The 20892-nt window shown below is 60.7% G+C and carries 14 protein-coding genes; 8 read left to right on the plus strand and 6 right to left on the minus strand.

Annotated elements, in window-relative coordinates; all coding sequences use genetic code 11:
• The 5 genes from JTP94_RS15070 to JTP94_RS15090 all read right to left on the minus strand — a co-directional run bounded on the left by JTP94_RS15070 (position 1) and on the right by JTP94_RS15090 (position 6734).
• Entirely contained in the window at positions 1-1476 is a 1476-nt protein-coding gene (locus tag JTP94_RS15070) for a cytochrome P450 (RefSeq protein WP_312038173.1), read from the minus strand.
• A gap of 184 nt (positions 1477-1660) precedes the next feature.
• Complete coding sequence (gene lysA, locus JTP94_RS15075) at positions 1661-2905, minus strand: diaminopimelate decarboxylase (RefSeq protein ID WP_204851291.1); 1245 nt, start codon at positions 2903-2905, stop codon at positions 1661-1663.
• Positions 2906-3013: 108 nt separating this feature from the next.
• Positions 3014-4195, minus strand: coding sequence for a PLP-dependent transferase (locus JTP94_RS15080; RefSeq protein ID WP_204851292.1), 1182 nt, complete (start codon positions 4193-4195; stop codon positions 3014-3016).
• 14 nt (positions 4196-4209) lie between these two features.
• Positions 4210-5580 carry an MATE family efflux transporter gene (locus tag JTP94_RS15085; RefSeq protein ID WP_204851293.1) on the minus strand — a complete coding sequence of 457 codons (1371 nt, stop codon included), beginning with the start codon at positions 5578-5580 and terminating at the stop codon, positions 4210-4212.
• Positions 5580-6734: a GNAT family N-acetyltransferase gene (locus JTP94_RS15090; protein ID WP_204851294.1), complete on the minus strand. Its 1155-nt coding sequence runs from the start codon at positions 6732-6734 to the stop codon at positions 5580-5582. Before JTP94_RS15090 ends, JTP94_RS15085 begins: the two co-directional genes overlap by 1 nt.
• Positions 6735-7061: 327 nt before the next feature.
• Between JTP94_RS15090 and JTP94_RS15095 the strand changes: the two genes are divergently transcribed.
• From JTP94_RS15095 to fhuB, 8 genes are all read left to right on the plus strand, one after another.
• Entirely contained in the window at positions 7062-11063 is a 4002-nt protein-coding gene (locus JTP94_RS15095) for a non-ribosomal peptide synthetase (protein WP_204851295.1), read from the plus strand.
• Between the two features lie 24 nt (positions 11064-11087).
• The gene (locus JTP94_RS15100) at positions 11088-12407 is read left to right on the plus strand and encodes a lysine N(6)-hydroxylase/L-ornithine N(5)-oxygenase family protein (RefSeq protein WP_204851296.1); all 1320 of its coding nucleotides are present in this window, start codon (positions 11088-11090) and stop codon (positions 12405-12407) included.
• A gap of 1 nt (position 12408) precedes the next feature.
• On the plus strand, positions 12409-13152 hold the full coding sequence (locus JTP94_RS15105; RefSeq protein WP_409456610.1) for a 4'-phosphopantetheinyl transferase family protein: 744 nt from the start codon (positions 12409-12411) through the stop codon (positions 13150-13152).
• A 141-nt stretch (positions 13153-13293) separates the two neighbouring features.
• Positions 13294-13884, plus strand: coding sequence for a sigma-70 family RNA polymerase sigma factor (locus JTP94_RS15110; RefSeq protein WP_204851298.1), 591 nt, complete (start codon positions 13294-13296; stop codon positions 13882-13884).
• Positions 13885-13928: 44 nt separating this feature from the next.
• On the plus strand, positions 13929-14402 hold the full coding sequence (locus tag JTP94_RS15115) for a GNAT family N-acetyltransferase (RefSeq protein WP_204851449.1): 474 nt from the start codon (positions 13929-13931) through the stop codon (positions 14400-14402).
• Between the two features lie 47 nt (positions 14403-14449).
• Entirely contained in the window at positions 14450-15262 is an 813-nt protein-coding gene (locus JTP94_RS15120; RefSeq protein WP_204851299.1) for an ATP-binding cassette domain-containing protein, read from the plus strand.
• Positions 15252-16160: an iron-siderophore ABC transporter substrate-binding protein gene (locus JTP94_RS15125; protein WP_204851300.1), complete on the plus strand. Its 909-nt coding sequence runs from the start codon at positions 15252-15254 to the stop codon at positions 16158-16160. The genes JTP94_RS15120 and JTP94_RS15125 overlap by 11 nt, the downstream gene beginning before the upstream one ends.
• Positions 16157-18148 carry a Fe(3+)-hydroxamate ABC transporter permease FhuB gene (fhuB, locus tag JTP94_RS15130; protein ID WP_204851301.1) on the plus strand — a complete coding sequence of 664 codons (1992 nt, stop codon included), beginning with the start codon at positions 16157-16159 and terminating at the stop codon, positions 18146-18148. The genes JTP94_RS15125 and fhuB overlap by 4 nt, the downstream gene beginning before the upstream one ends.
• A 291-nt stretch (positions 18149-18439) precedes the next feature.
• Here fhuB and JTP94_RS15135 read toward each other — a convergent pair whose 3' ends face one another.
• On the minus strand, positions 18440-20629 hold the full coding sequence (locus tag JTP94_RS15135; RefSeq protein ID WP_204851302.1) for a TonB-dependent siderophore receptor: 2190 nt from the start codon (positions 20627-20629) through the stop codon (positions 18440-18442).
• Between the last annotated feature and the right edge of the window lie 263 nt (positions 20630-20892).

Raw genomic sequence — 20892 nt, forward strand, 5'->3', positions numbered from 1 at the left:
CTAGCGCCTATGCAGCGTCACGGGCATGCCGCCACGCGGACGCAGGGTCAGGCGGCATTGCGGCTGGACCTTATGGCCGTCCTTCACGCGTACCCGAAAGCGCTGGGCAAGGATTGCGAGGCAAAGGATCGCCTCGGTAAGGCCGAACTGCAGGCCGGGGCAGACGCGGGGGCCAGCGGCGAAGGGAATATAGCTGTAAGGCGTCGGACGCCCCTCCCCGAGAAAGCGTTCGGGATAGAAACGATGCGGTTCGGGAAAAAGCGTCTCCGTGCGATGCAGGATCCATGGCACGATCAGGACGAGAGCCGCCTTGCGCACCTTCACGCCGCCGATCTCGTCTGCTTCAGCCGCCTGCCGTGCCAGGATCGGTACCGGCGGATAAAGCCTCAGCGTCTCCTCAATGACAGCGCGACACCAGTCGAGCTTTGCAACATCATCGATCGACGGCACGCGGTCGCTGCAAACAGTTTCGATTTCCGCATGAACCGCCTCCTCCACCCAGGGCGCGCCGGCAAGCAGATACCATGCCCAGGTCAAGGTCGCGGCGGTGGTCTCATGTCCAGCCATGAAGATCGTTGCCGCCTCGTTCCTGAGCGCCACGACATCGAGCTTCAGCTCCGGATTGCGCTGCTGTCGGCGGATCAAGAGCTCGACCATCGAGCTGTTGTCCCCCTTGCCGGCCAGATGATCATCGATCACGTGATCGATGATGCGATGGATGCGTTTGACCGATCGGCGCAGGCTCGGTGTCTTGACGATCGGCAGCCCCTCGTCGAAGCCCAGGAAATAGCCGAGATTGATGGAATCGACCAAGGCCTGGTAGCTCGCGAAACCCTCGGTGACGGCATTGGCGCTGTCCTCACCGAGATCGTTGCCGAAGATACTGCGTGAGATGATCTCCGCCGTCAGCCCCGCCATTTCGAACAGGGCATTGACCTCCGCACCGTCCGCAAGGCTCTGCCAGCGGTCGGCAAGTTCGCTCGCGGTATTCTGCATGATCGCGCCGAAGGCCGGCACGCGGTTCTTGTGCACGATATCGGAGACCAGCGGCCGCCGCTGCTTCCAGGTCTCCTTATCGGAGATGAACAGCCCGTCGCCCAACAGATGTTCCAGCGCGCGGCGCATCTGCGGCGTCTTGCGCTCAAAATTCTCGTGACGCTTGGCAACCACATAACGGATCGCATCCGGCGAATTGACGATGATGAGTTGGCGGCCGAGAAGCTTGAACTCGGCCACATGCTCCCGGTAATCCCCGCGCCGCCAGATGGACAGGAAATCACTGCGCGCCTGCAACATGAGTTTCAGCGGCTGCCCTGGCTTGCCACTATAGTAAGCTGCATGTGCCGGCTCGAAAAATTGCGTCGCCTGATCGGCGTGTTCGACGATTTCGGTTTTCTGATCAAGCCAGGCCAGCATATCGGTGCAGAACTTTCGCGCCTTGCGGCCGGTGACAACGGAATAAAAATCGGGCGCCACGACGCCCGGTGGTGCCCACTATATTCATTTCGCAACCGCGGAAAAGCCCCCGCCCTGACGACACGAGAGCTCATCGACATCTTTGAATGGGATCTTCGGACAAAAACGGCACATCAACCACAAAATGGTTGATGTGTCCGCCCACTTCATCCAGGTACCCTGCCCAAAAAGCCGATGCTCCCGCCTAGACATCCTCCAAGGCCAACAGCTCATCAAATGTCTGGCGTCTGCGGATTAACTTATGCGTTCCGCCATCGATCAGCACCTCGGGGGCGTAGAGCCGGCTGTTGTAATTGGACGACATGGTCGCCCCATAGGCGCCGGCGCCGTGGAAAACGAGATAGTCGCCGACATGGGTTTCGGGAAGATCACGTTGCTGCACTATCCCGGATTCCGTCTGGGTGAAGACATCGCCCGACTCGCACAGGGGACCGGCAACGACCGTCGGGAAGATCGCTGCTTCAGCACTGCGCGGCATCTTTCCCGGGATGACCGAGATATGATGATAGCTGCCATACATGGCCGGCCGCGCAAGATCGCTGAAGCCGGCATCGACCAGCACGAAGCGGTTCCGGCCCATGGTCTTGACCGCTCTCACCTCGGCAAGCAGCACGCCGGAATCCGCTGTTAGAAAGCGCCCCGGCTCTATCTCCAGCCGGATCGGATGGCCGAAATGCGCCTCGACCTCGCGCCGCGCCGCATCCCAGAGCGAAAAATAATGCGAGGGATCGATTTCCTGCTCACCTTCTCGATAGGGCACGGAAAGCCCTCCGCCGGCGGAGATCGCCTCGATGTCGACGCCAAGATCGCGGCAGAACCCAACCATCGCGCCGCAGACCCGCTGCAGATGGCCGTAGTCGACGCCGGAGCCGATATGCATGTGCAAGCCGACCAGTGTCAGGGAATATTTCTGCGTCAGCACCACGGCTTCCTGCAATTGCTCGAACCAGATGCCGTGCTTGCTGTTTTCGCCGCCGGTATTGGTCTTGTTGCTATGGCCATGCCCGAAGCCCGGATTGATGCGCAACCAAACCCTGTGGCCCGGCGAGCGCTCACCCAGCTGATGCAGCATGTCGATCGAGCCGATATTGACCTCAATCTTGTCGGCAATGACCCGATCCAGCGTATGGCGGTCGAAAACATCGGCAGTAAAGACGATTTCCGCTGCCTCGGACGCGCCGCCGGTTGCAAAGCCCGCCCGCACAGCCCGCTCGATCTCGCCGAGAGAAACGGCGTCGACGCGGACGCCCGCCTTTCGCATTTCCCGCAGGATATGGATGTTCGAACAGGCCTTTTGTGCAAAGCGCACGACGTCGAAGGCGGACAGTTGCTCGATGCGGCTGCGGATCGCGGCAGCATCGTAGATCCAGAGCGGCGTTCCGTATTCGGTTGCAAGCGCGCTCAGCATTTCATTGGAAGGAATGGTCATCTTTTCTCGGTCAGCATGGGGGCGGGAATGAAGTCAACAATGGATAATAGTATGGGCGGAGAAGCAGTGCCACTCCGCCCGCACGGCAATATGAAACGTCAAAGCGCCTTATCGTCTAGCTGCCAGCAGCGCCTGCTCGAGATCGGCGATAACGGCTGCGGCCGAATGAAGCCCGACATTCAGGCGGATCGTACGATCACTGACGCCAAAGCGCGCAAAGACATTGGTCTCAGGCGAAATGCTGAGCGCTGCCTTAGCTGGGACGACGAGGCTCTCCGGCCCGCCCCAGCTCACCCCGATGCGAATGAGGCGCAGCGAATCGACGAAGTCGGCCACGTCGATGCGATCGGAAACCTCGAAAGAGAACAGCCCGCCGAAGCCGCTGAAGGTGCGCTTGCCGGGATGTTCGCCAAGTGCTGGGTGCATCACGTTGGTCACGTCTTCATGCGCATTCAGCCAGCACGCGACCTCAAGGCCGGCCTCGTGGTGATGACGCATCCGGAACGGTAGGGTCTCCAGGTTGCGCAGCACCAGCCAGGCTTCGAACGGCGCCAGCTTCGCACCCGTATAGGGGTAAATTTCGCTGTTGATCCGGCCGATATGCGCCTTCGAGCCGGCAACAAGGCCTGCCACCGTATCGCTCTGCCCGCCGAGATATTTCGAGGCCGCATGGATGACAAGATCGATGCCGAGGGCGAGCGGGTTCTGGTAGAGCGGCGTTGCCCAGGAGTTGTCGACGATCGTCACGACGCCATGGCGGCGCGCGGCCTCGGCGATGAGAGGCAAATCCTGCAGCTCGAACACCATCGAGGTCGGATTCTCGAGATAGGCAAGCCGGGCGCCGGGAAGTGCTGCTATCATGGCCTCGGTATCGGTGCCGTCAATATAGTCGACGATGACGCCGAAGCGCTTCAGAACCTTTTCGAAGAAGCGGAAGGCATCGCTATAGACGTGCCGCACGGTGACGATGCGATCTCCCGGTCCGACGAAGGCAAGGACCGCCGCCGCAATGGCGCCCATGCCGCTCGCAAAGGCGCGCGCCTCCTCGGCGCCTTCCATCTCGGCAATCCTGCGCTCCAGGAGCTGCACCGTCGGATTGTCGCCGCGCGAATAGATCGGCTTCTTAGAGCGGCCGGCGAAGACATCCTCGAGCTCCTTGTAGCTGTCGAACAGGAACAGCGATGTCTGATAGATCGGCGGCACGGCAGCACTAAACGGATCGTCGCGGTGGGGCATCAGCGGATCGGGAATGGCGTGTCGATAGGCATCGAATCTCGGTGTCTCGTTCATGGCGTTCCTCTTGGTCAGGGGTGAAGTGTCGATTGGCCGGTCAGTTGCTCCTCGGTTTCGGCGGGCAGAATGGCGAGCCATTCTCGCCGCGCGACGAAGAGGCCGAGCATGGCGGCAAGAATTGCAGCTGCGGCAGGGGCTGTGGAGACGCCAGCAAAGCCCATCCAGAGCGGCAGCAGGAGCAGAAGCGGAATGAGGAAATAGCCTTGCGGCGCAAGCCCCACGAGCGCGGACAAGCCGGCCCTGCCCCGGGATTGCAGCATCACCAGTAGTACGGACTGAAAGGCAGCCAGGGGAAAGACCGGAAAGAGGGCGCGCAGCCACGCTACAGCCTCGTCAACGACCTGCGGACTATCGGTGAACAGGCGCGCCATCGGTTCGGCAGCGGCAAACAGCAGAATGGAATAAAGCAATGCGACGGGCATCGTTGCTGCCAGCATAATGCGGATCACGCTTTTGAGCCGCAGCGCATCGCCGGAGCCGAAGGCATGGCTGACGACGCTCTGGGCCCCGAGGCAAAATCCGAAGATGGGAAGCTGACCCAAAGTCATCAGTCGAACGGCTATTGCAGTGGCCGCCACTCCGGTGTCGCCACCATGGACCGCAGCCTCACGCATCAGCACGACAAAGCCGAAACCGGTCACGATGCTCGTAGCAGCGGCGGGAACGCCGATCCTCGCCATCGGCCGCAGCAATCGCCAGCGCACCAATCCGCGCGTCACGCGGACCGTGCCCCATCTGCGGACGAAATAGACGGCATAGCAGGCAAGCGCTGCCATGGCGGAAAGGATGGTCGCCAGCGCGGCGCCTGATGCGCCCAACTTGAAGAGAAAGATGAAGACGGGATCGAGAACGGCGTTCAGTGCAAAGCTTGCGATCAGCACGATCATCGAGAAGCGCGAGTTGCCCTCGGCAATCGCAATGAAATCGCAGACCGCCTGCAGCAGCCCGAGCGTCACGCCGAAGGCAAGCAGCCGTCCATAGTCGAGGCCGGGCGCCAACAGACTATCGCCCGCGCCGAGCGCACCGACAAAATCGGGCAGTCCGAGATAGATGAGCACGGAGAGGACGATACCAAGCGGGATTGTCGCAGCGAGCGCGGTTGCGGCAACCGATGAGGCGGCCGTCAGATTGCCCTCGCCGTGATGGCGCGCCAGAAGCGTGGCGAGGCCGATGCCGAGCCCCTGGCCGGCCGCCGCAACCAGCAGGAATAGCGGCATGACCAGGCTGATGGCCGCCAGCACCTCCGGCCCGAGCGCACCAAGAAAGATCGCGTTGATCGCATGATGCCCGGCGCTGGCGGCCAATCCAGCCACGGCCGGAAGCGCGACCGTGAGAACGAGCCGCATGATGCGCGGATCGTTCATGTCGACCGATGCTTTCATCACGCGGCATCCCGTGGCAGCGAACCGAGGACGGGCAGACCATCCTCGCTCGCTAGACCGGAAAGGTCCGGCGAGAGCAGCCGATCCATGAAGAAACGCTCGCGCAGCAGCATGACCAGCAACGCCTTCTTGTGCGGAAACTGGATGTGCTTGACCTTGGCGAAGCCGGAGCGGTCAAGATTGCGGATCTGCTGGCTGTGATGATGGATCGGCTCGCCGACAATACGCCGGGTACGTGGATCGGCGAGGAACATGTAGTGCATCAGCGACGGCAGCCAGGCGCTGACGAAGGCCTTGCCGCGGAAGTCATCCTCTCCGATCGCCACATGCCAGCCGCGATCATAGTCGTCAGCGTCATAATGCGGTCCGATCCGATCTTCCTTGGCCCAATAGAGTTCGAAATAGCCGAAGGGAACGCCGCCGAAAGTCCCGATCAGCGGCAAGGTGCGCGGATCGGCAAGGCGGCCGGCAATGAAATCGCGGTGATAGGCGAGATCGCCGCTGTCTTCCCATATGGCGGCCACCCGAGGATCGTTCATCCAGCGATGGAAATGCTCAAGGTCGGCCTCGACATCGGCGACGTGAAATCCAAGCTGGGTGTTCAGCCAGGGTATGAAACGATTATAGACTCGACCCGTCGGCTTCGGCGGCCTTTGCGGATGAAGGGCGTCGTTCGTCAGGGTTTGCACCTCCGGATAGGCGTGAGGAATGCTCCCGAGCCAGGGCTTCGTTTGCTGAAAGAAGGTTTCGGGGCGCCCGATCAGGCAGTCTCCACGCTGCTCGATAGCGCCGGAGCTCAGCAGACGACTGGCAAGGCTAGCGTCTGCGATCTCGACCTCGACACAGCCCAATTGCGGATTGCAGATCAAGACGGCTTCCAGCACGGCCTTGACGATATCGTCGACAGCAACCCGCGACGTAGCAGCGGATATAGTGTCAAAGATCAGCAGGTTGGCAGCGGGACCCGACAGATAACCCGAGGCCACCTCCACTTCGTGATATTCGACGCGGAAACTGCCCGGCGTCCGTCCCGGCGATACAAGAAGCGGCTGGCCGCAGGCGAGCGCATGGCTCGCAACGCCTGCCGCCGGCAGACGGAGATCGAATGACTGCGTCGCCATCGTTTCGCTCCTCATCGCTACGGAAGCATCCATAGTTCTTCTCCATCTCTCGAAACCGCGCGTCATTGGAATCGGCAAGGTCGCACACAGCGCTAATTCCGCAGTGACGAATGGCGCCTCGCGAAATTCAAAATATTTTCCGAAAATATTTTTTGATATTTTTCTGAATTTCCGCCGATGTCGTTCGTTATGGAGCTGCGTCAATGTAATTCATGGAGAGTTCCGATTCATTGACACCGGAAATGTAATATAGATAGAGAATTAAACTAAATAGTTATTACAACTATGGAGATATATACACTATTCTATTTCACTATTCCGACCATGTACTACTGCATCTTCGAGGAGAACGGCGAAGAAATGACAATTCATGACCCGAATGCCAAAGCGGTTGATGACTCCGATCACGTCGCGAAATGCTCGCTATCGCCGACACAGTCGCGAATCTGGCTTCTATCGGAGACGGGCAACGAGGTCATTTATGGGCGGCAAATTCTTGCCATCGCCTTCCCTCCAATCGCTCTTGCGGTAGCGCGCGAGGGTCTCGCTGCGCTTTCGCGTCAACATCCGCTCATCACATCGGAATTCGAGGCTCGAGCCGGCGGCGCTGTGCAGCAGATCCTGAAGAATAGTCGTCATGTCGATGTCATCGAGGCGGATTTGGCTGCCGATGACCGTCTGGACGAGGCGCTTGCAGCAGCCGCCTCGGCGGAACGAGAGCGCTCCATAGATCTCGCCAGCGGCAATCCCGCCCGTTTCATTCTCCTGTCAAGGAACGAGCAAGCTGTCGGCGCAGTATTTTCCCTCCACGCCGTCCTTGCCGACGCAGCAACGCTCGATCTGCTTGCTAAGGATTTCCTGCGTAATATCCGCAGCACCAATGTGTCGGTTGATGTTGCTGAAACCACGCTTCCGGACGCAGCATCCTGGCTGATCGGCAATAGCGTGCCGCGAAATCCAGCACCGGAACTTGTCGATTTCTGGTTCCAGCGCCTGACCGCACAGGAGAATATCGCTTCACTCCCACCGCAGGCGGTCGCCGGAAGGGATATAGTCGATGAGGCATGGTTCGAGCATCTGGTGGAGGTGCCCGCCCCAGAACACCTTGCGCAAGCACAGCCGACCGCTGAAACGTCCCGTGACATTCTTGCCGCGCTGGGCATCGCCCTCCGTCGCCACACCGGATACAGCACCCAAAGGATCGGTTTGGTCACGCGGCCACAGACGCCGGTGATCGCCGCACGCAGCGAGGATGTGCTGATCCTCACCGCGGAACTGGATGGCGCCACGGGGCTTGAGGATGTCCGCAAGACATTCGTCGAGGAAATTGAAATCGTCGGCCGACAATCCCTGCCCTTTGAGGCTCTTGCCGATGCTTTGCTGCGGCGTGACGAATTCTTTGACACCACCGGCCTCGTCAAGACGCTTCTCGATGTACGGCCGCCGCTCCAGTTTATGGAATCGGGCACCGATGGGACCCCGATCCGCAGCCTCGTCGAGCCGCCGGCGCGCCGCGATGCCGAGCTGGTCGTCACCGTTTCACAAATTTCCAAGGATAGGCTCCGCATCGGCTTCGGCTTCGATCCGCAAAAGCATGAGTGCAAGCAGATCGCCCGTTTTGCGGACGATCTGGCTATTGCTCTTGCCCGGCTGGGCAGGGACCCCGGCCAGTCGATCAAGTGCATCCCATTCGTTTCGCCGGAAGAGCTGGACAGGCTGTCCGCGCCCTATCCCGACGCGCCCGAGCCGAATGACGGAGTGCCTATCCACGAGGTCATCTCCGCACAAGCCGGACGGCGGCCGCATGCCTTCGCCGTGGTGCAGGGGGAAAAATCGGTCACGCACGGCGAGCTCGAGGCAGCGGCCAATCGGCTGGCGCATCGCCTGATCTCCTTGGGGATCGGACCGGAGAAGCGCGTCGCCATCGCGCTCGAAAAGTCGATCGATGCGATCATCGCCATTCTTGCTGTGCTGAAATCAGGCGGCGCATTCACGCCGGTCGAGCCGGATCACCCCGAAGCGCGAAACCGCCACATCCTGACCGCTCCCGGCCTGTCGCTCGTCATCTCCCGCACGCGGCACATCGCCAATCTGCCGGGCGATATCGCCACGCCGTTCCTTAATCTCGACGCAACCGATCTCTCGTCGGAAAACAGCGAGGCGCCCGACACCGCCATTTCCCCACAGCAGCTTGCATATGTGATTTACACGTCCGGCTCGACAGGCGTGCCGAAGGGGGTCGCGGTCGAACACGGTCCCCTGGCGCATCATTGCAAGGCGACCCTGCGCATCTACGAAATGAGCGAGGTGTCCTGCGAATATCCGGTTCTGCCCTTCACCTCCGACGGCGGGCATGAGCGCTGGATGGTGCCGCTGATGGCGGGCGGCGGCGTGGTGCTGACGCAGGACAAGCTTGCCACGCCCGAAGATGCCTTCGCGATGATGAAGCGGCACGGCGTCAACAATGCCAGCCTTCCCACCAGCTACGTGCGCGGACTTGCCGAATATGCGGGTGAGAATAGCGACATACCGCGGCTGCGGCTCTATTCCTTCGGCGGCGAGGCGCTGCCGCAAGCGGTGTTCGAGATGATCACCGAGAACCTCAATGCGCAGATGCTGATCAATGGCTATGGGCCGACCGAAACGATCATGACGCCGATGATCTGGAAAATCCCGGCGGGAACCCGCTTCGAGGGGACGGTCGCGCCGATCGGCCGCGGCGTGGGCGACCGGCGCATCTATGTGCTCGATGCCGACCTCGCGCCCGTTCCGGTCGGCGTGATCGGCGAGATCTATATCGGCGGCAGCGGCCTTGCACGCGGCTATCTCGGCCAGCCGGAACTGACGGCGGACCGTTTCATTCCCGATCCCTTTTCGCAAGGCGGCAGACTCTATAAGTCCGGCGATCTCGGTCGTTGGCGCGGGGACGGCATCGTCGAATTCGCCGGCCGCATCGATCATCAGATCAAATTGCGTGGTTTCCGTATCGAGCCCGGCGAGATCGAGGCCGTGCTGCGGTCGGATCAGCGCGTCGCCGAAGCCGTCGTCCTGCTGCACAATGAGGGTGGGCGCAGCTCGCTCGTTGCCTATTTGGTTCCGCGCGAGGGCGAAAGCCTAAGCGTTACTGAACTGCGCCGCGCCGCCATGACCGCCCTGCCCGACTACATGGTCCCGCAAACCATCATGATCATTGACAGGCTGCCGTTGGGGCCGAACAGCAAGCTGGACCGCGCCGCCCTGCCCGCACCTCGCATCGAACGCGAACTGGTCGCACCGGCAAGCGAGAAGGAAAAGGCAATCCTCGAAGCGTGGAAGGACATTCTCGACATCGGCGATATCGGCGTCACCGAGAATTTCTTTGATATCGGCGGACAATCGCTGGCCGCCGTGCGCATCGTCTCGCGCCTGAAGATGCGCCATCCCGAATGGCCGCTTTCGATTGCCGACATGTTCAATCATCCGACCATCCGCGATCTGGCGCTTGCCATCGAGGGAAGCCGTGACGAGACCGGTGTCGATGTCGTCTATCTCCGGCGAAATGGAGACCGGCCGGTTCTCTATTGCTTCCCCGGCCTCCTCGTCTCGACGCGCGAATACATGCGTCTGGTTGACTATCTCGGCCCGGAACAGCCGGCGACAGGCTTCATCTGCTATTCGCTGACCGAGGCCAAGACGCTCAGCACCCGCGTCGAGGACATCACGGCGCGCTATGCGGAAGCGGTGCGCAAAAAGGCCAAGGGTCGGCCCTGCGCCTTCCTCGGCTGGTCCTGGGGCGGGCTTCTTGCCTACGAAGCTGCCCGCCAGCTCGGTAATGACATCGACCTGCGCATGATCGGCATGGTCGATGTTTGCGACATGGACGAGGAATTCACCGTCGGCGTCATGCCGCGCTTTGAAGACGGCATCAGGGACCGTACCCATGCCGCCGTGCAAACCTGGCTCGCGACGACGCCGATGCGCGAGGATTGGAAGAGGCTCTTTGCCGCGATGGATGGCGAGGTTTACGAGCAGTTCCTCCACCATATCGTCAAGCATAACGTCAAATTGCCGTCTGACGGTCCGGACATCGGCTCCGAGGAGCACACGTTCTGGATCCTGGTCGACAACGCGATGATCTTCCGAAACTACCGCCTCGCGCCTTCGGATTTCCGCATCCACGCCTTCGCGGCCGAGGATTCCCTGACGCGCGCGCTCAACGTCATCGACTGGCGCCGCTATTCGCCGAACGCCACGGCCTCCGAGATCGTCAATGGCACCAACCATCTGACGATCATCGGCAAGACGCCATTCCACCAGCGCTTCGCCCGACGGCTGGACCATGCCTTTGCGCCGACCATCCTGCCCACGGGCAAGAACAACTAATCGACATCTCTCTGGAGCTGCATCATGACATCGCACGTGCTCGACCTCGCCGGGGCCGGAATTGGTCCGTTCAACCTCAGCCTTGCCGCCCAGCTCGACTCCATACCGCAACTTTCGGTCCGCTTCTTCGAACGGCGTCAGGCCTTCGCCTGGCATCCGGGAATGATGCTGCCGGGCGCGGAAATGCAGACATCCATTCTCAAGGACCTGGTGACCGCCACCAACCCGACCAGCCCGTGGAGCTTTCTCTCCTATCTAGTTGCACATAAACGCTTTTACCAGTTTCTTAATGCGGAATATGAGGCCGTTCCCCGCAAGGAGTTCGCTGACTATCTCGCGTGGGTCGCACGCGGCCTGACCTCGCTTCGTTTCGGTGCAAGCATGCGAGAAGTCCATGCGAATGACGGTCTCTTCTCCATCGCCACTGATGACGGCCCGGTTTGCGCCCGCAATCTTTCCGTCGGCGTCGGCAAGATCCCGGCACGCCCGATCTGGGCCGAGCAACTGCCAAAGTCGATGACCTTTCACAGCAGCGAAGCCGCCATGCGCCTCAGCGACGTCAAAGCCCCGCGCGTTGCCGTCATCGGCGGCGGCCAGAGCGGCGCGGAGATCGTCGACGCCCTCTTGGATCTGAACGCCGTCTCGTCGGTCCACTGGATCAGCCGCCGGCCGAATTTCGAGCCGCTTGATGCAACCCCCTTCACCAACGAACTCTTCACGCCGAGCTACATGGAGCGCTTCCATGGGCTTCCCGAGGAGCTGCGGCTCACCCACACACGCCGACAGGTGCTTGCGAGCGACGGCGTCTCCGCCTCGACCCTGAAAAAGCTCTATCGGCGACTCTATGAGAGGAAACTCGAAGCGGCCGGCGGCACCAGTCACGGCATATCCTTGCGCCCCTTCCGCGATGTCATCGCGGCCGAATACGACGGCCCCGAGATAGCGCTCACCATGCGCAATGGCTTCGACAACAGCGTCGAGACGCTGGCCGTCGACATGATCGTGCTTGCCACCGGCTATCGCTTCGTCCTTCCCGAATTCCTGCATTCGCTTGAGAACCGCATCGAGTTGAACTCCATCGGCGAGCCGGTGCTGGAAAGCGATTTCTCGCTCGCATGGGACGGCCCGCGCGAAAATCGCATCTTCGTCCTCAATGCCGGACGCCACAGCCACGGGATTGCGGAACCGCAGCTCAGCCTTGCCGCATGGCGCAGCGCCGTCATCGCCAATTCACTGCTTGGCCGCGAGCATTTCGATCTCGGTCAACTCGATCCCATCGTCCAATGGGAAACCCAGGGGCATTCATCCGAGCTCTCCTCGCATCTGGGGCAGGCTGCGGAATAAGATGCCCGCCTTGCCAAAGGGAGAAGAGATCGCGCAGATCGAGCTTCACAGCCTGTATCTGCGCGACGGGCTTGATGTCTCCACCGCTCTATTGAGCGACGCGGAAAAAGCGCGCGTCGCTGCATTTCGGTCACGCGACGCTGCGCGCTTGTTCATCGCCGGACGCCTTCTCTGCCGCGGCATTATTGGCAGGATGGTCGGCTGCGCACCGCAGGCACTCACCATCTCGCTTACGCCATATGGCAGGCCATATCTGCCCGATCATGCCGATATCGACTTCAATCTTTCCCATACGACAGACAGGGTTGCCCTCGCGGTCTGTCGCGGCGGTCGCGTCGGCATCGACATCGAACAGCCGGGCAGGCTTTCCGAAACGGAGGCGCTCGAAGTCATGCCGTTGATTCTCTGCGAGCGGGAACTCGACGACATCCAGCGACAGCCGCCGGAGCAACAACACAAGACATTTCTCTCATATTGGGTTCGAAAAGAGGCTGCATTGAAGTGCCGTGGCCGCGGCTTCCTTGATGACCCGAGGGACATCGCGCTCGAGCCGGCGGATACAACCGAAAATATGTCAAATCGGCCATTCCATGAAGCTAATTTCATCCGCTTCGGCTCTTGCCATAGCGAAAATGCACCTAACTTCCTATGGGCTGTCGCGGCCTCGCAAATGCTACCCGAACCGGTCTGGCAACAGCATCAAGACATTGGAAGCCTCATCCATGATTCTTTAAAATTAAAATAAAATCATATCACTAACCGGCGCAACGAAAGATGTTTCCCAGCCTTTAGATTTTATCTTGACTATCATTATCATGTTTTATACGGTGCGCTGAAAAAGAGGGGCACACCGAAATGCAACTTTGGATTTCAGCGAGAGCCCGACATGATTGCCAACACTTCGCAGTCGACTTCCAATGAGCAACTTCAAACAGCCCTTCATGCCTATCCCAAGCTTCTCTCCATCGCGCGCCGGATCACCGGTAGCATGACGTTGGCCGAGGATGTCGTGCAGGAGGTGCTCCTGCAATTGGTCTCCAAACCGCTCAAGCAGGACATAGCGGCACCGGCCCCCTATGTGATGCGCATGGTACGCAATCTGGCGACAGACCACATGCGACGGTTGCGATATGAGAGAGGCCTGTTCGTCGAGGAAGAGGTCGGCGGCAACACGTCGGCCTACGGAAGCCCCGAAGAGCATCTGCACGAGGCCGAGGCATACAAAGCCTTCCGTTGCACAGTCGAGGCCATGCCTGCGAGGACACGCAAGTTTTACGAGGAGCATTATTTCAAGGATGTTCCGCAAAACATCATCGCCAAGGAGGCCGGCGTCTCATGCGCCCTCGTTTGCGGCCTGTTGAGAGAGGCGCATTCACGCTGCCTCGCTGCAATATCGCTCGAGGCCGATCAGGATTTTGCCGCGCCTCGCGATCACAGGCGGACCAGAACACCACGCTCCCCGGAGATGCGAGCCTGACACGGGAGCGCCGAATGACGCTGCCAGCCGGGAAGGAAGAACAGATGCAGGAAGCTATCGAAATAACCGAATCCAAGGGCGATATCTGCCGTGCCATCATGTCGGAGCTGACGGACTGGTTCACGGAACCGGAGGTCATCGAGGCATGTGCGGAAGCCGTCGAAACCTTGCCGATGTTTGGCTGTCTCGACGAAGGCTCCGTCGCCGGCTTCGTTGCGATACAGGCTCATCCTCCCGCCGCTATGGAAATCCTGGTCATCGCCACCCGGCGGCAGCACCATGGCAGCGGCGTAGGCAAGCGGCTGCTTGCCGCCGCTGAGCAATTCGCCCGGTCCGCTGGTTGCAAGCTGCTGACGGTGAAGACGCTTGCGCCGCGCGGCAAGGACGAGCCGCAATATGATGCGACGCGCGCCTTCTATGACAGGAACGGCTTCATCCGTGCCGAAGTGTTCCCAACCCTCTGGCACGAGGACCACCCGTGCCTTTTCTTCGTCAAGCCGCTAGCGGCCGCCAATTGAAGGCGATCAGGATATCACGAAGCCATGATGCTTCAGCAGGAACGACCATGAAACACGAAACCATCCCACAAGCCGGCCAGCATCCGGTATCCGTCTTCACGACAGAGGGCCTCCGCTTCGACGTCGATGGCAAGACCATTCTTCATCCGCTGGATCTCGCCTTCAATGCCGGCGAGATCTCAGGGCTGATCGGCCATAACGGCTCCGGCAAATCGACCCTGATCAAATTGCTGGCACGCCAGATCCAGCCGACAGGCGGACGGATCCTGTTCGATGGCGTCTCCGCCGCCTCCTACGACATGCGCGCCTTTGCCCGCGCTGTCGCCTATCTGCCGCAGGATACCACATCGGCCGCCGGCATGACCGTCGAGGAACTCGTCGCCTGCGGGCGCTATCCCTGGCATGGAGCTCTGGGCCGCTTCACCGATCTTGACCGGGAGAAGGTCGAGACCGCGATGGTGCTGACGCATGTCGATACATTGAAGGGTCGGATGGTGGACACGCTTTCGGGCGGCGAGCGCCAGCGCGTCTGGATCGCCATGCTGGTCGCGCAGGACAGTCGCTGTCTCCTCCTCGACGAGCCGACCTCGGCACTCGACATTGCGCACCAGATGGAGATCCTCGGGCTGGTGCGAGAGCTCTGCCGCACGAAGGGCCTGAGCGTCATCCTCGTGCTGCACGACATCAATGTCGCCGCGCATTTCTGCGATCACCTGCATGCGCTGAAACAAGGGCGCCTGATTGCCGCCGGCCCCTCGCCCAGCCTGATGAAAGCCGAAACGCTGCATACGATCTACGGCACGAATATGGGCGTGACGGCTCATCCGGTGCACGGAACGCCGCTCGCCTATGTCATCTGAGGATCATTTCGACGGGTTGAGGCTATCACGCCGCAACGCGCTTCTTGCGGCCGCGGCTCTCCTCGCCATTCCACGCGCGGGATATGCCGGCGCGGCAGTGTCCGGACCGATTGCCTCGCTCGACTACGGCCTGGCCTCGACGCTGCTGGCGCTCGGCGTCACACCCGCGGCGATCGCCTCGCTTGCCGATTGGGACAGGTGGGTCGTCGAGCCGAAAATGCCGGCCGGGGTCGTCGATCTCGGCACCACCAATGAGATCAATCTCGAAATCCTGGCAAGCCTGAAACCGGCGCTGATCCTGACCACACCCTATCTCGCTCCCCTGAAGCCACGCCTGGAAGCGATTTCGCCGATCATGGAGCTCACGATCTATGCCGAAGGTGGCGAGGCGTTGCAACGCTCCATCGAAGCCACTCGGCTGCTGGCCGCCGCCATCGGCCGTCAACAGCAGGCAGAGGATTTCCTGACGCAATCCGAACAGTTCTTCGACGATTGCGCCAGCCGGGTGAATAAGCTCAAGCCGCCGCCGCTGACGCTCGTCAATTTCGTCGATCAGCGCCACGCCCGCATTTATGGCGGCACCGGCCTCTATCAGAACGTCATGACGAGGATCGGCCTCAGGAACGCCTGGACAGGAACCGGCAATTTCTGGGGTTTCGAAACGATCGGCCTGGAGCAGTTGGCAACGCTAGATCAAAGCCTGCGCCTGATCGCCTTCGAACCCCTCATTCCGCCAAATATACTCGACAATCTGCAGGACAGCCCTCTGTGGACCAGCCTTCCCTTCGTCCAGGCGGGTCGAGTCTCGGTACTGCCGGGCACGCTGATGTTCGGCATGGTTCAGGAGGCAGAGCGCTTCGCCCGCATTCTGCTCGATCATCTGGAAAAACTCGCATGATACGCAGCAATGCAAACAATTCCCTCGGCGCCCCCGCCGTGGCGCTGACGCTGTTGGTGCTTGCCGGCTTGCTCGTCTGGCATCAGCTCGCGCCGGATTTTTCGCGCCTGATGGTGCAGGACGCCGGTTACGATCCGCAGCGCCTGTTGCTTGTCTATTCGACGCTGCCGAGAATCGCGACTGCGCTTCTGGCCGGCGCGGCACTCGCGCTATCGGGAAGTTTGCTGCAGCAAGTGCTGCGCAATCCGCTTGCCTCACCCTCTACACTTGGCATTTCCGCCGGCGCCAACCTGGCGCTCGTTGCCGTCATGCTCGCCTTTCCGGCGCTTGAGGGCTTCAGTCGCGATGCGGTCGCTCTGTTCGGTAGTGCCGTGGCAGCGGCCGTCGTTTTCCTGATCGGTGCAAGACGAGGCTTTTCGCCGTTTGCACTCGTGCTCTCCGGGCTAATCGTCAGCGTCTGGAGCGGCGCGCTCGCTGCCATCCTCGTTCTGATGAACGACCGCTACCTCTCCGGCCTTTTCATCTGGGGTGCCGGGTCGCTGGCGCAACAGAGCTGGACCATCCCCCTCTCCCTCCTTCCGAAAATCACAATTCTCACCATCGCCGCTTTCCTGATGGCGCGGCCGCTATCGCTCATAGAACTTGGCGACGGCGGCGCCAGCGGGCTCGGCCTGTCGGTGAAGCGGACGCGTATTGCTGCCGTCTGCCTTGCCATCATGCTGGCCGCTGTCGTGACCAGCGCCGTCGGCGTCATCGGCTTCATCGGCCTTATCGCCCCCCGGATCGCGCAGCTTTCCGGCGCGCGGCAGATGAAGAGCCAGCTTATCTGGTCCCCTCTCATCGGCGCCGGATTGCTGCTTCTGACCGACGAGGCACTGGTGCTTCTCTCCGGAGCATCCTCGACCTTCCTGCCGACGGGAGCCATCACCGCACTCCTCGGCGCTCCTTTGCTTCTCCTGATGCTCCCCCGGCTCAAGGCGACGCAACGCAATGTGCCTGCCCCGTCACAAACTCCGAACCGGACTGCACACACCTCGCGAAATCTGCTCTTCGCGACGTTCATCGGGCTTCTCGCTCTGCTCGCTGGCGCAATCTTTTTCGGACGCGCGCCAGATGGCGCATGGACCGTCCTTGCCTATCTGAATTGGCCCGACGTACTGCCCTATCGTCTGCCGCGCGTCATTGGCGCCTTTGCCGCCGGAACGATGCTCGGTGTCGTCGGCGCAATCCTGCAGCGCCTCAGCGGCAACGAGATGGCAAGCCCGGAAGTGCTAGGCATTTCGGCCGGCGCCACCATCGGCGTAACAGCTGCGCTCTTCATCCTGCCCGCACCCGGCATGGCCGCTCAGCTCGGTTTCGGCGGCATCGGCGCATTCGCCGTCCTGCTTGCCATCTTCGCCTTCGGCATGCGTTCCGGCTTCGCGCCGGAACGGGTATTGCTGACCGGCATCGCCCTCGGCGCCATGCTGGATGCCTTCATCAGCGTGCTTGCCGCCAGCGGCGATCCGCGCGCGATGACGGTCATGCAATGGATGAGTGGATCGACCTATCTCGTTGATATACCCAAGGCAATATCCGCAGCGATTGTCGCCGCCACGGGCCTCGCGCTGGCATTCCTAGCCCGCCGCTGGCTTGATCTTCTGCCATTGGGATCACAAGCAGCGCAGGCAATCGGCATCCGCGTCAATCTTACTCGCGCCTGCCTCTTCGCGCTTGCCGCCGCCATGACCGCCGCCGCCACACTCGTCGTCGGCCCCTTGAGCTTCATCGGCCTCATGGGCCCGCATCTCGCCCGAGAACTGGGACTGCGACGAGCAGCCCCCCAGCTTGCCGGAGCGGCCCTTGCCGGCGGCGGGCTTATGGTGCTCGCGGACTGGTTCGGCAGGATGATTGCGTTTCCGTATCAGATCCCGGCGGGGCTGGTTTCGGCACTGGTCGGTGCGCCGTTGTTGCTCGTGCTGCTGATGAAGCGGCGTAGGACGGCATAAGACCAATAGAAGCTGGCTTCCGTCGCTCCTTGTCTTTCGCGACACAGTCTCGTGACGCAGGCTGGAACACTTGCAGCGACAAAAAGCATCACGTTAGAGCGCGGTCTTGGCGTAGCAGGCGCTTTCTATCCATTCGCTGGCAGGTTTTGGTCTGTGGAATCACAACGATCCGCTTCAATAAGCCGGCAAGCATACTGAGTGTCTTAACGGATAAACCTCGGCTTCCAAGCTTCGGATTCACCGTAAGAAAGATGACGGGCGCCACGCCAAAGCGCAGCGCCCGCCAATCACTTACCACCGATACTTCAACGACGCGGTGATGTTGCGACCCTGACCCAAATAGCAATAGCCGCTGTCGCAGACCGTCAGCCGCCGGTTTGCGATGTTGCGGACGTCGAGGGATGCCGTCAGGCCTTTGTATTTCTTGTCGACGGCCCCGAAGTCGTAGGAAAGGGCCGCGTCCAGGTAGAAGCTGGCGTCGTTCTTGGAGGTGTTGGCGGTGCTGGTATAGGTCTCGCCGGTATAGCGAATGCCGGCGCCGGCCGTCAGGCCGTTGGCGACGGTGTCCTCCTGGAAGGCATAATTCGTCCAGAGGCTGGCGATATGCTTCGGCGTGATCGAAGGCGTATTGCCGACGTCGTCGCCACCGGTGATTTCCGAGTGATTGTAGCTGTAGGCGGCAATCACATCCAGGCCGTCGGCAACGGTCGCCTTGGCCTCCAGTTCGATGCCCTTATTGGTGACCTCGCCGAGCGAGGCATAGACGAGCGTCAGGGGGTTGACCAGGACGGGCTTGTTCGTCTCGACGAGGTGATAGGCAACGGCGGACAAGAGAATATCGGTGCCCGGCGGCTGGTACTTCACACCCAGCTCATACTGCTTGCCCTTCGTGGGATCCAGAATGCTGCCGGATGCCGACCGCTGTGTCACCGGATCGAAGGAGGTCGAATAGCTGGTGAAAGGCGCAATGCCGTTGTCGAAAAGATAGAGCGCGCCGGCCTGGGCGGTGAACGCCTTGTTGTTGATGTTTTCGGACGTGCTCGTTCCAGAGGAAACAAAAGTCGTGTCGCTCGATTGATCGACCCAGGTCTGCCGTCCACCAAGCGTGAAGCGCCACTTGTCTAGCTCGATCTGGTCGAGAGCATAGGCGCCCACCTGCCGCATGCTGGCGCTGACCAGGCTGTAATTATAGTCCGGCGTCGGGCCGGAAACGCCGTAAGTCGGGTTGGAGATGTCGAAATCATAGGCGGCGCTGGTGGTCGCATCGAAGCCGTAGCCGAAGGACGAATTCACGTTGGTGTAGTCCAGGCCGAACAGCATGGTGTGCGAGGCTGGGCCCGTGTCGAACTTGGATTCGAGCTGGTTGTCGACCTGGAAGACATTCATCGAGTCCCGGATAGCGGTCGCGCCGCGATGAGCGACGGTGCCGGTCCAGCTATAGGTGCTGAGATAGCGAGCCCTCAGATCCATATGAGAGAAGCGAAGATTCTGGCGGAAGGTGAAGCCGCCGTCGAACTCGTGCTCGAACTGGTAGCCCACCTGCTGCTGGCGGGTCTTCTGGTAGTCATAGTCGGGATCGCTGTCGCGCAGATCGAGAATATTGCCATCGGGACCGACCATCGCGCCCACATTGGCATCCGTCTCATCCGCCTGCGCCGAGCCATAGACCGTAAAGGTGGTGGAATCGTCCGGCTTCCAGGTAAAGGACGGCTGTATGAAATAGCGATCGTCGGCAATATCGAAATTGGTGTCACCCTTTCGCGCCAGGCCAACGATCCGGTACAGCATGCTATCGTCATCCTGGGTGACCGGGCCGCCGAAATCGAACATGGTCTGGGCGCGGTCCGATGTTCCGTAGACAACCCCGACTTCCCTGATCGTCTCTTCCGTCGGCAGCTTCGAGATCTTGTTGACGATGCCGCCCGGCGAGCCGGCACCATAGAGCACGGATACCGGCCCCTTGATCACCTCGACCCGATCCAGCGCATAGGGATCGGTGCGGAACATCCCATAATTCATATAGGGTTGCCGCAAGCCGTCGCGGAAATCGCCCGTCGTCGTGATGTTGTTGCCGCGGATGAAGATCTGATCGAAACGCGGGTCGAAGCCGTTCATGCCGGTCTGGACGCCGGCGGAATAGCGCACCGCCTCGATGATGCTCTGGGCGCCGCGCTCCTCGATTTCCTTCTTGGTGACCACCGAAACGGCGCGCGGCGTTTCAACCAGCGGCGTATCGATCTTCGTGGCACCGCGGCTTTCCTTGGCTGCGACTGTCTTATTGTCGCTTGTGCCGCTCGACTGGCCGCTGACGACGATCGGAGCGAGCTGTGTCGCGCCGCCCGCATTCTCACTGGTTGCAGAATCCTGGGCAAAGGCATTGCCGCTCAGCGCAAACAGGGTGACAAGTGCTGTGGCAGCGCGCCCCAATCGAAATGAATTTCTTTCCAAATAATTGATATTATTATATAATGTCTGTCCCATGTTCTCTTTTCGCCTACCCTTTCCTGCAAAAGATGGCGCAAATTAGATTGCAGGCGCCGCCGTCGTCAAGAATACATGACTTTAATAGTCATCTTTTTTATCGATATCGGATCTTTGACGCACCAAAGTTGCCTCCAAGAGACACACACCGTAAAATTACGCGGTTGAAGCTCCTGATCTGCTTGGCAAATCTCGATTCTCATAATATGAGGAATTTTATCATCTTTTTGAAGCAGCGGCCCCTTTTGCGCCGCACCCGCCCT

The organism is Martinezella lusitana (assembly GCF_016901135.1).
GTDB classification, from domain to species: Bacteria; Pseudomonadota; Alphaproteobacteria; order Rhizobiales; family Rhizobiaceae; genus Rhizobium; species Rhizobium lusitanum_D.

Bases quoted from the DNA above. Each gene is read 5' to 3' on its own strand.
- lysA (WP_204851291.1), bottom strand. From the start codon at position 2,905: ATGACCATTCCTTCCAATGAAATGCTGAGCGCGCTTGCAACCGAATAC.
- JTP94_RS15080 (WP_204851292.1), bottom strand. From the start codon at position 4,195: ATGAACGAGACACCGAGATTCGATGCCTATCGACACGCCATTCCCGAT.
- JTP94_RS15085 (WP_204851293.1), bottom strand. From the start codon at position 5,580: ATGAAAGCATCGGTCGACATGAACGATCCGCGCATCATGCGGCTCGTT.
- JTP94_RS15090 (WP_204851294.1), bottom strand. From the start codon at position 6,734: ATGGATGCTTCCGTAGCGATGAGGAGCGAAACGATGGCGACGCAGTCA.
- JTP94_RS15095 (WP_204851295.1), top strand. From the start codon at position 7,062: ATGACAATTCATGACCCGAATGCCAAAGCGGTTGATGACTCCGATCAC.
- JTP94_RS15100 (WP_204851296.1), top strand. From the start codon at position 11,088: ATGACATCGCACGTGCTCGACCTCGCCGGGGCCGGAATTGGTCCGTTC.
- JTP94_RS15105 (WP_409456610.1), top strand. From the start codon at position 12,409: ATGCCCGCCTTGCCAAAGGGAGAAGAGATCGCGCAGATCGAGCTTCAC.
- JTP94_RS15110 (WP_204851298.1), top strand. From the start codon at position 13,294: ATGATTGCCAACACTTCGCAGTCGACTTCCAATGAGCAACTTCAAACA.
- JTP94_RS15115 (WP_204851449.1), top strand. From the start codon at position 13,929: ATGCAGGAAGCTATCGAAATAACCGAATCCAAGGGCGATATCTGCCGT.
- JTP94_RS15120 (WP_204851299.1), top strand. From the start codon at position 14,450: ATGAAACACGAAACCATCCCACAAGCCGGCCAGCATCCGGTATCCGTC.
- JTP94_RS15125 (WP_204851300.1), top strand. From the start codon at position 15,252: ATGTCATCTGAGGATCATTTCGACGGGTTGAGGCTATCACGCCGCAAC.
- fhuB (WP_204851301.1), top strand. From the start codon at position 16,157: ATGATACGCAGCAATGCAAACAATTCCCTCGGCGCCCCCGCCGTGGCG.
- JTP94_RS15135 (WP_204851302.1), bottom strand. From the start codon at position 20,629: ATGGGACAGACATTATATAATAATATCAATTATTTGGAAAGAAATTCA.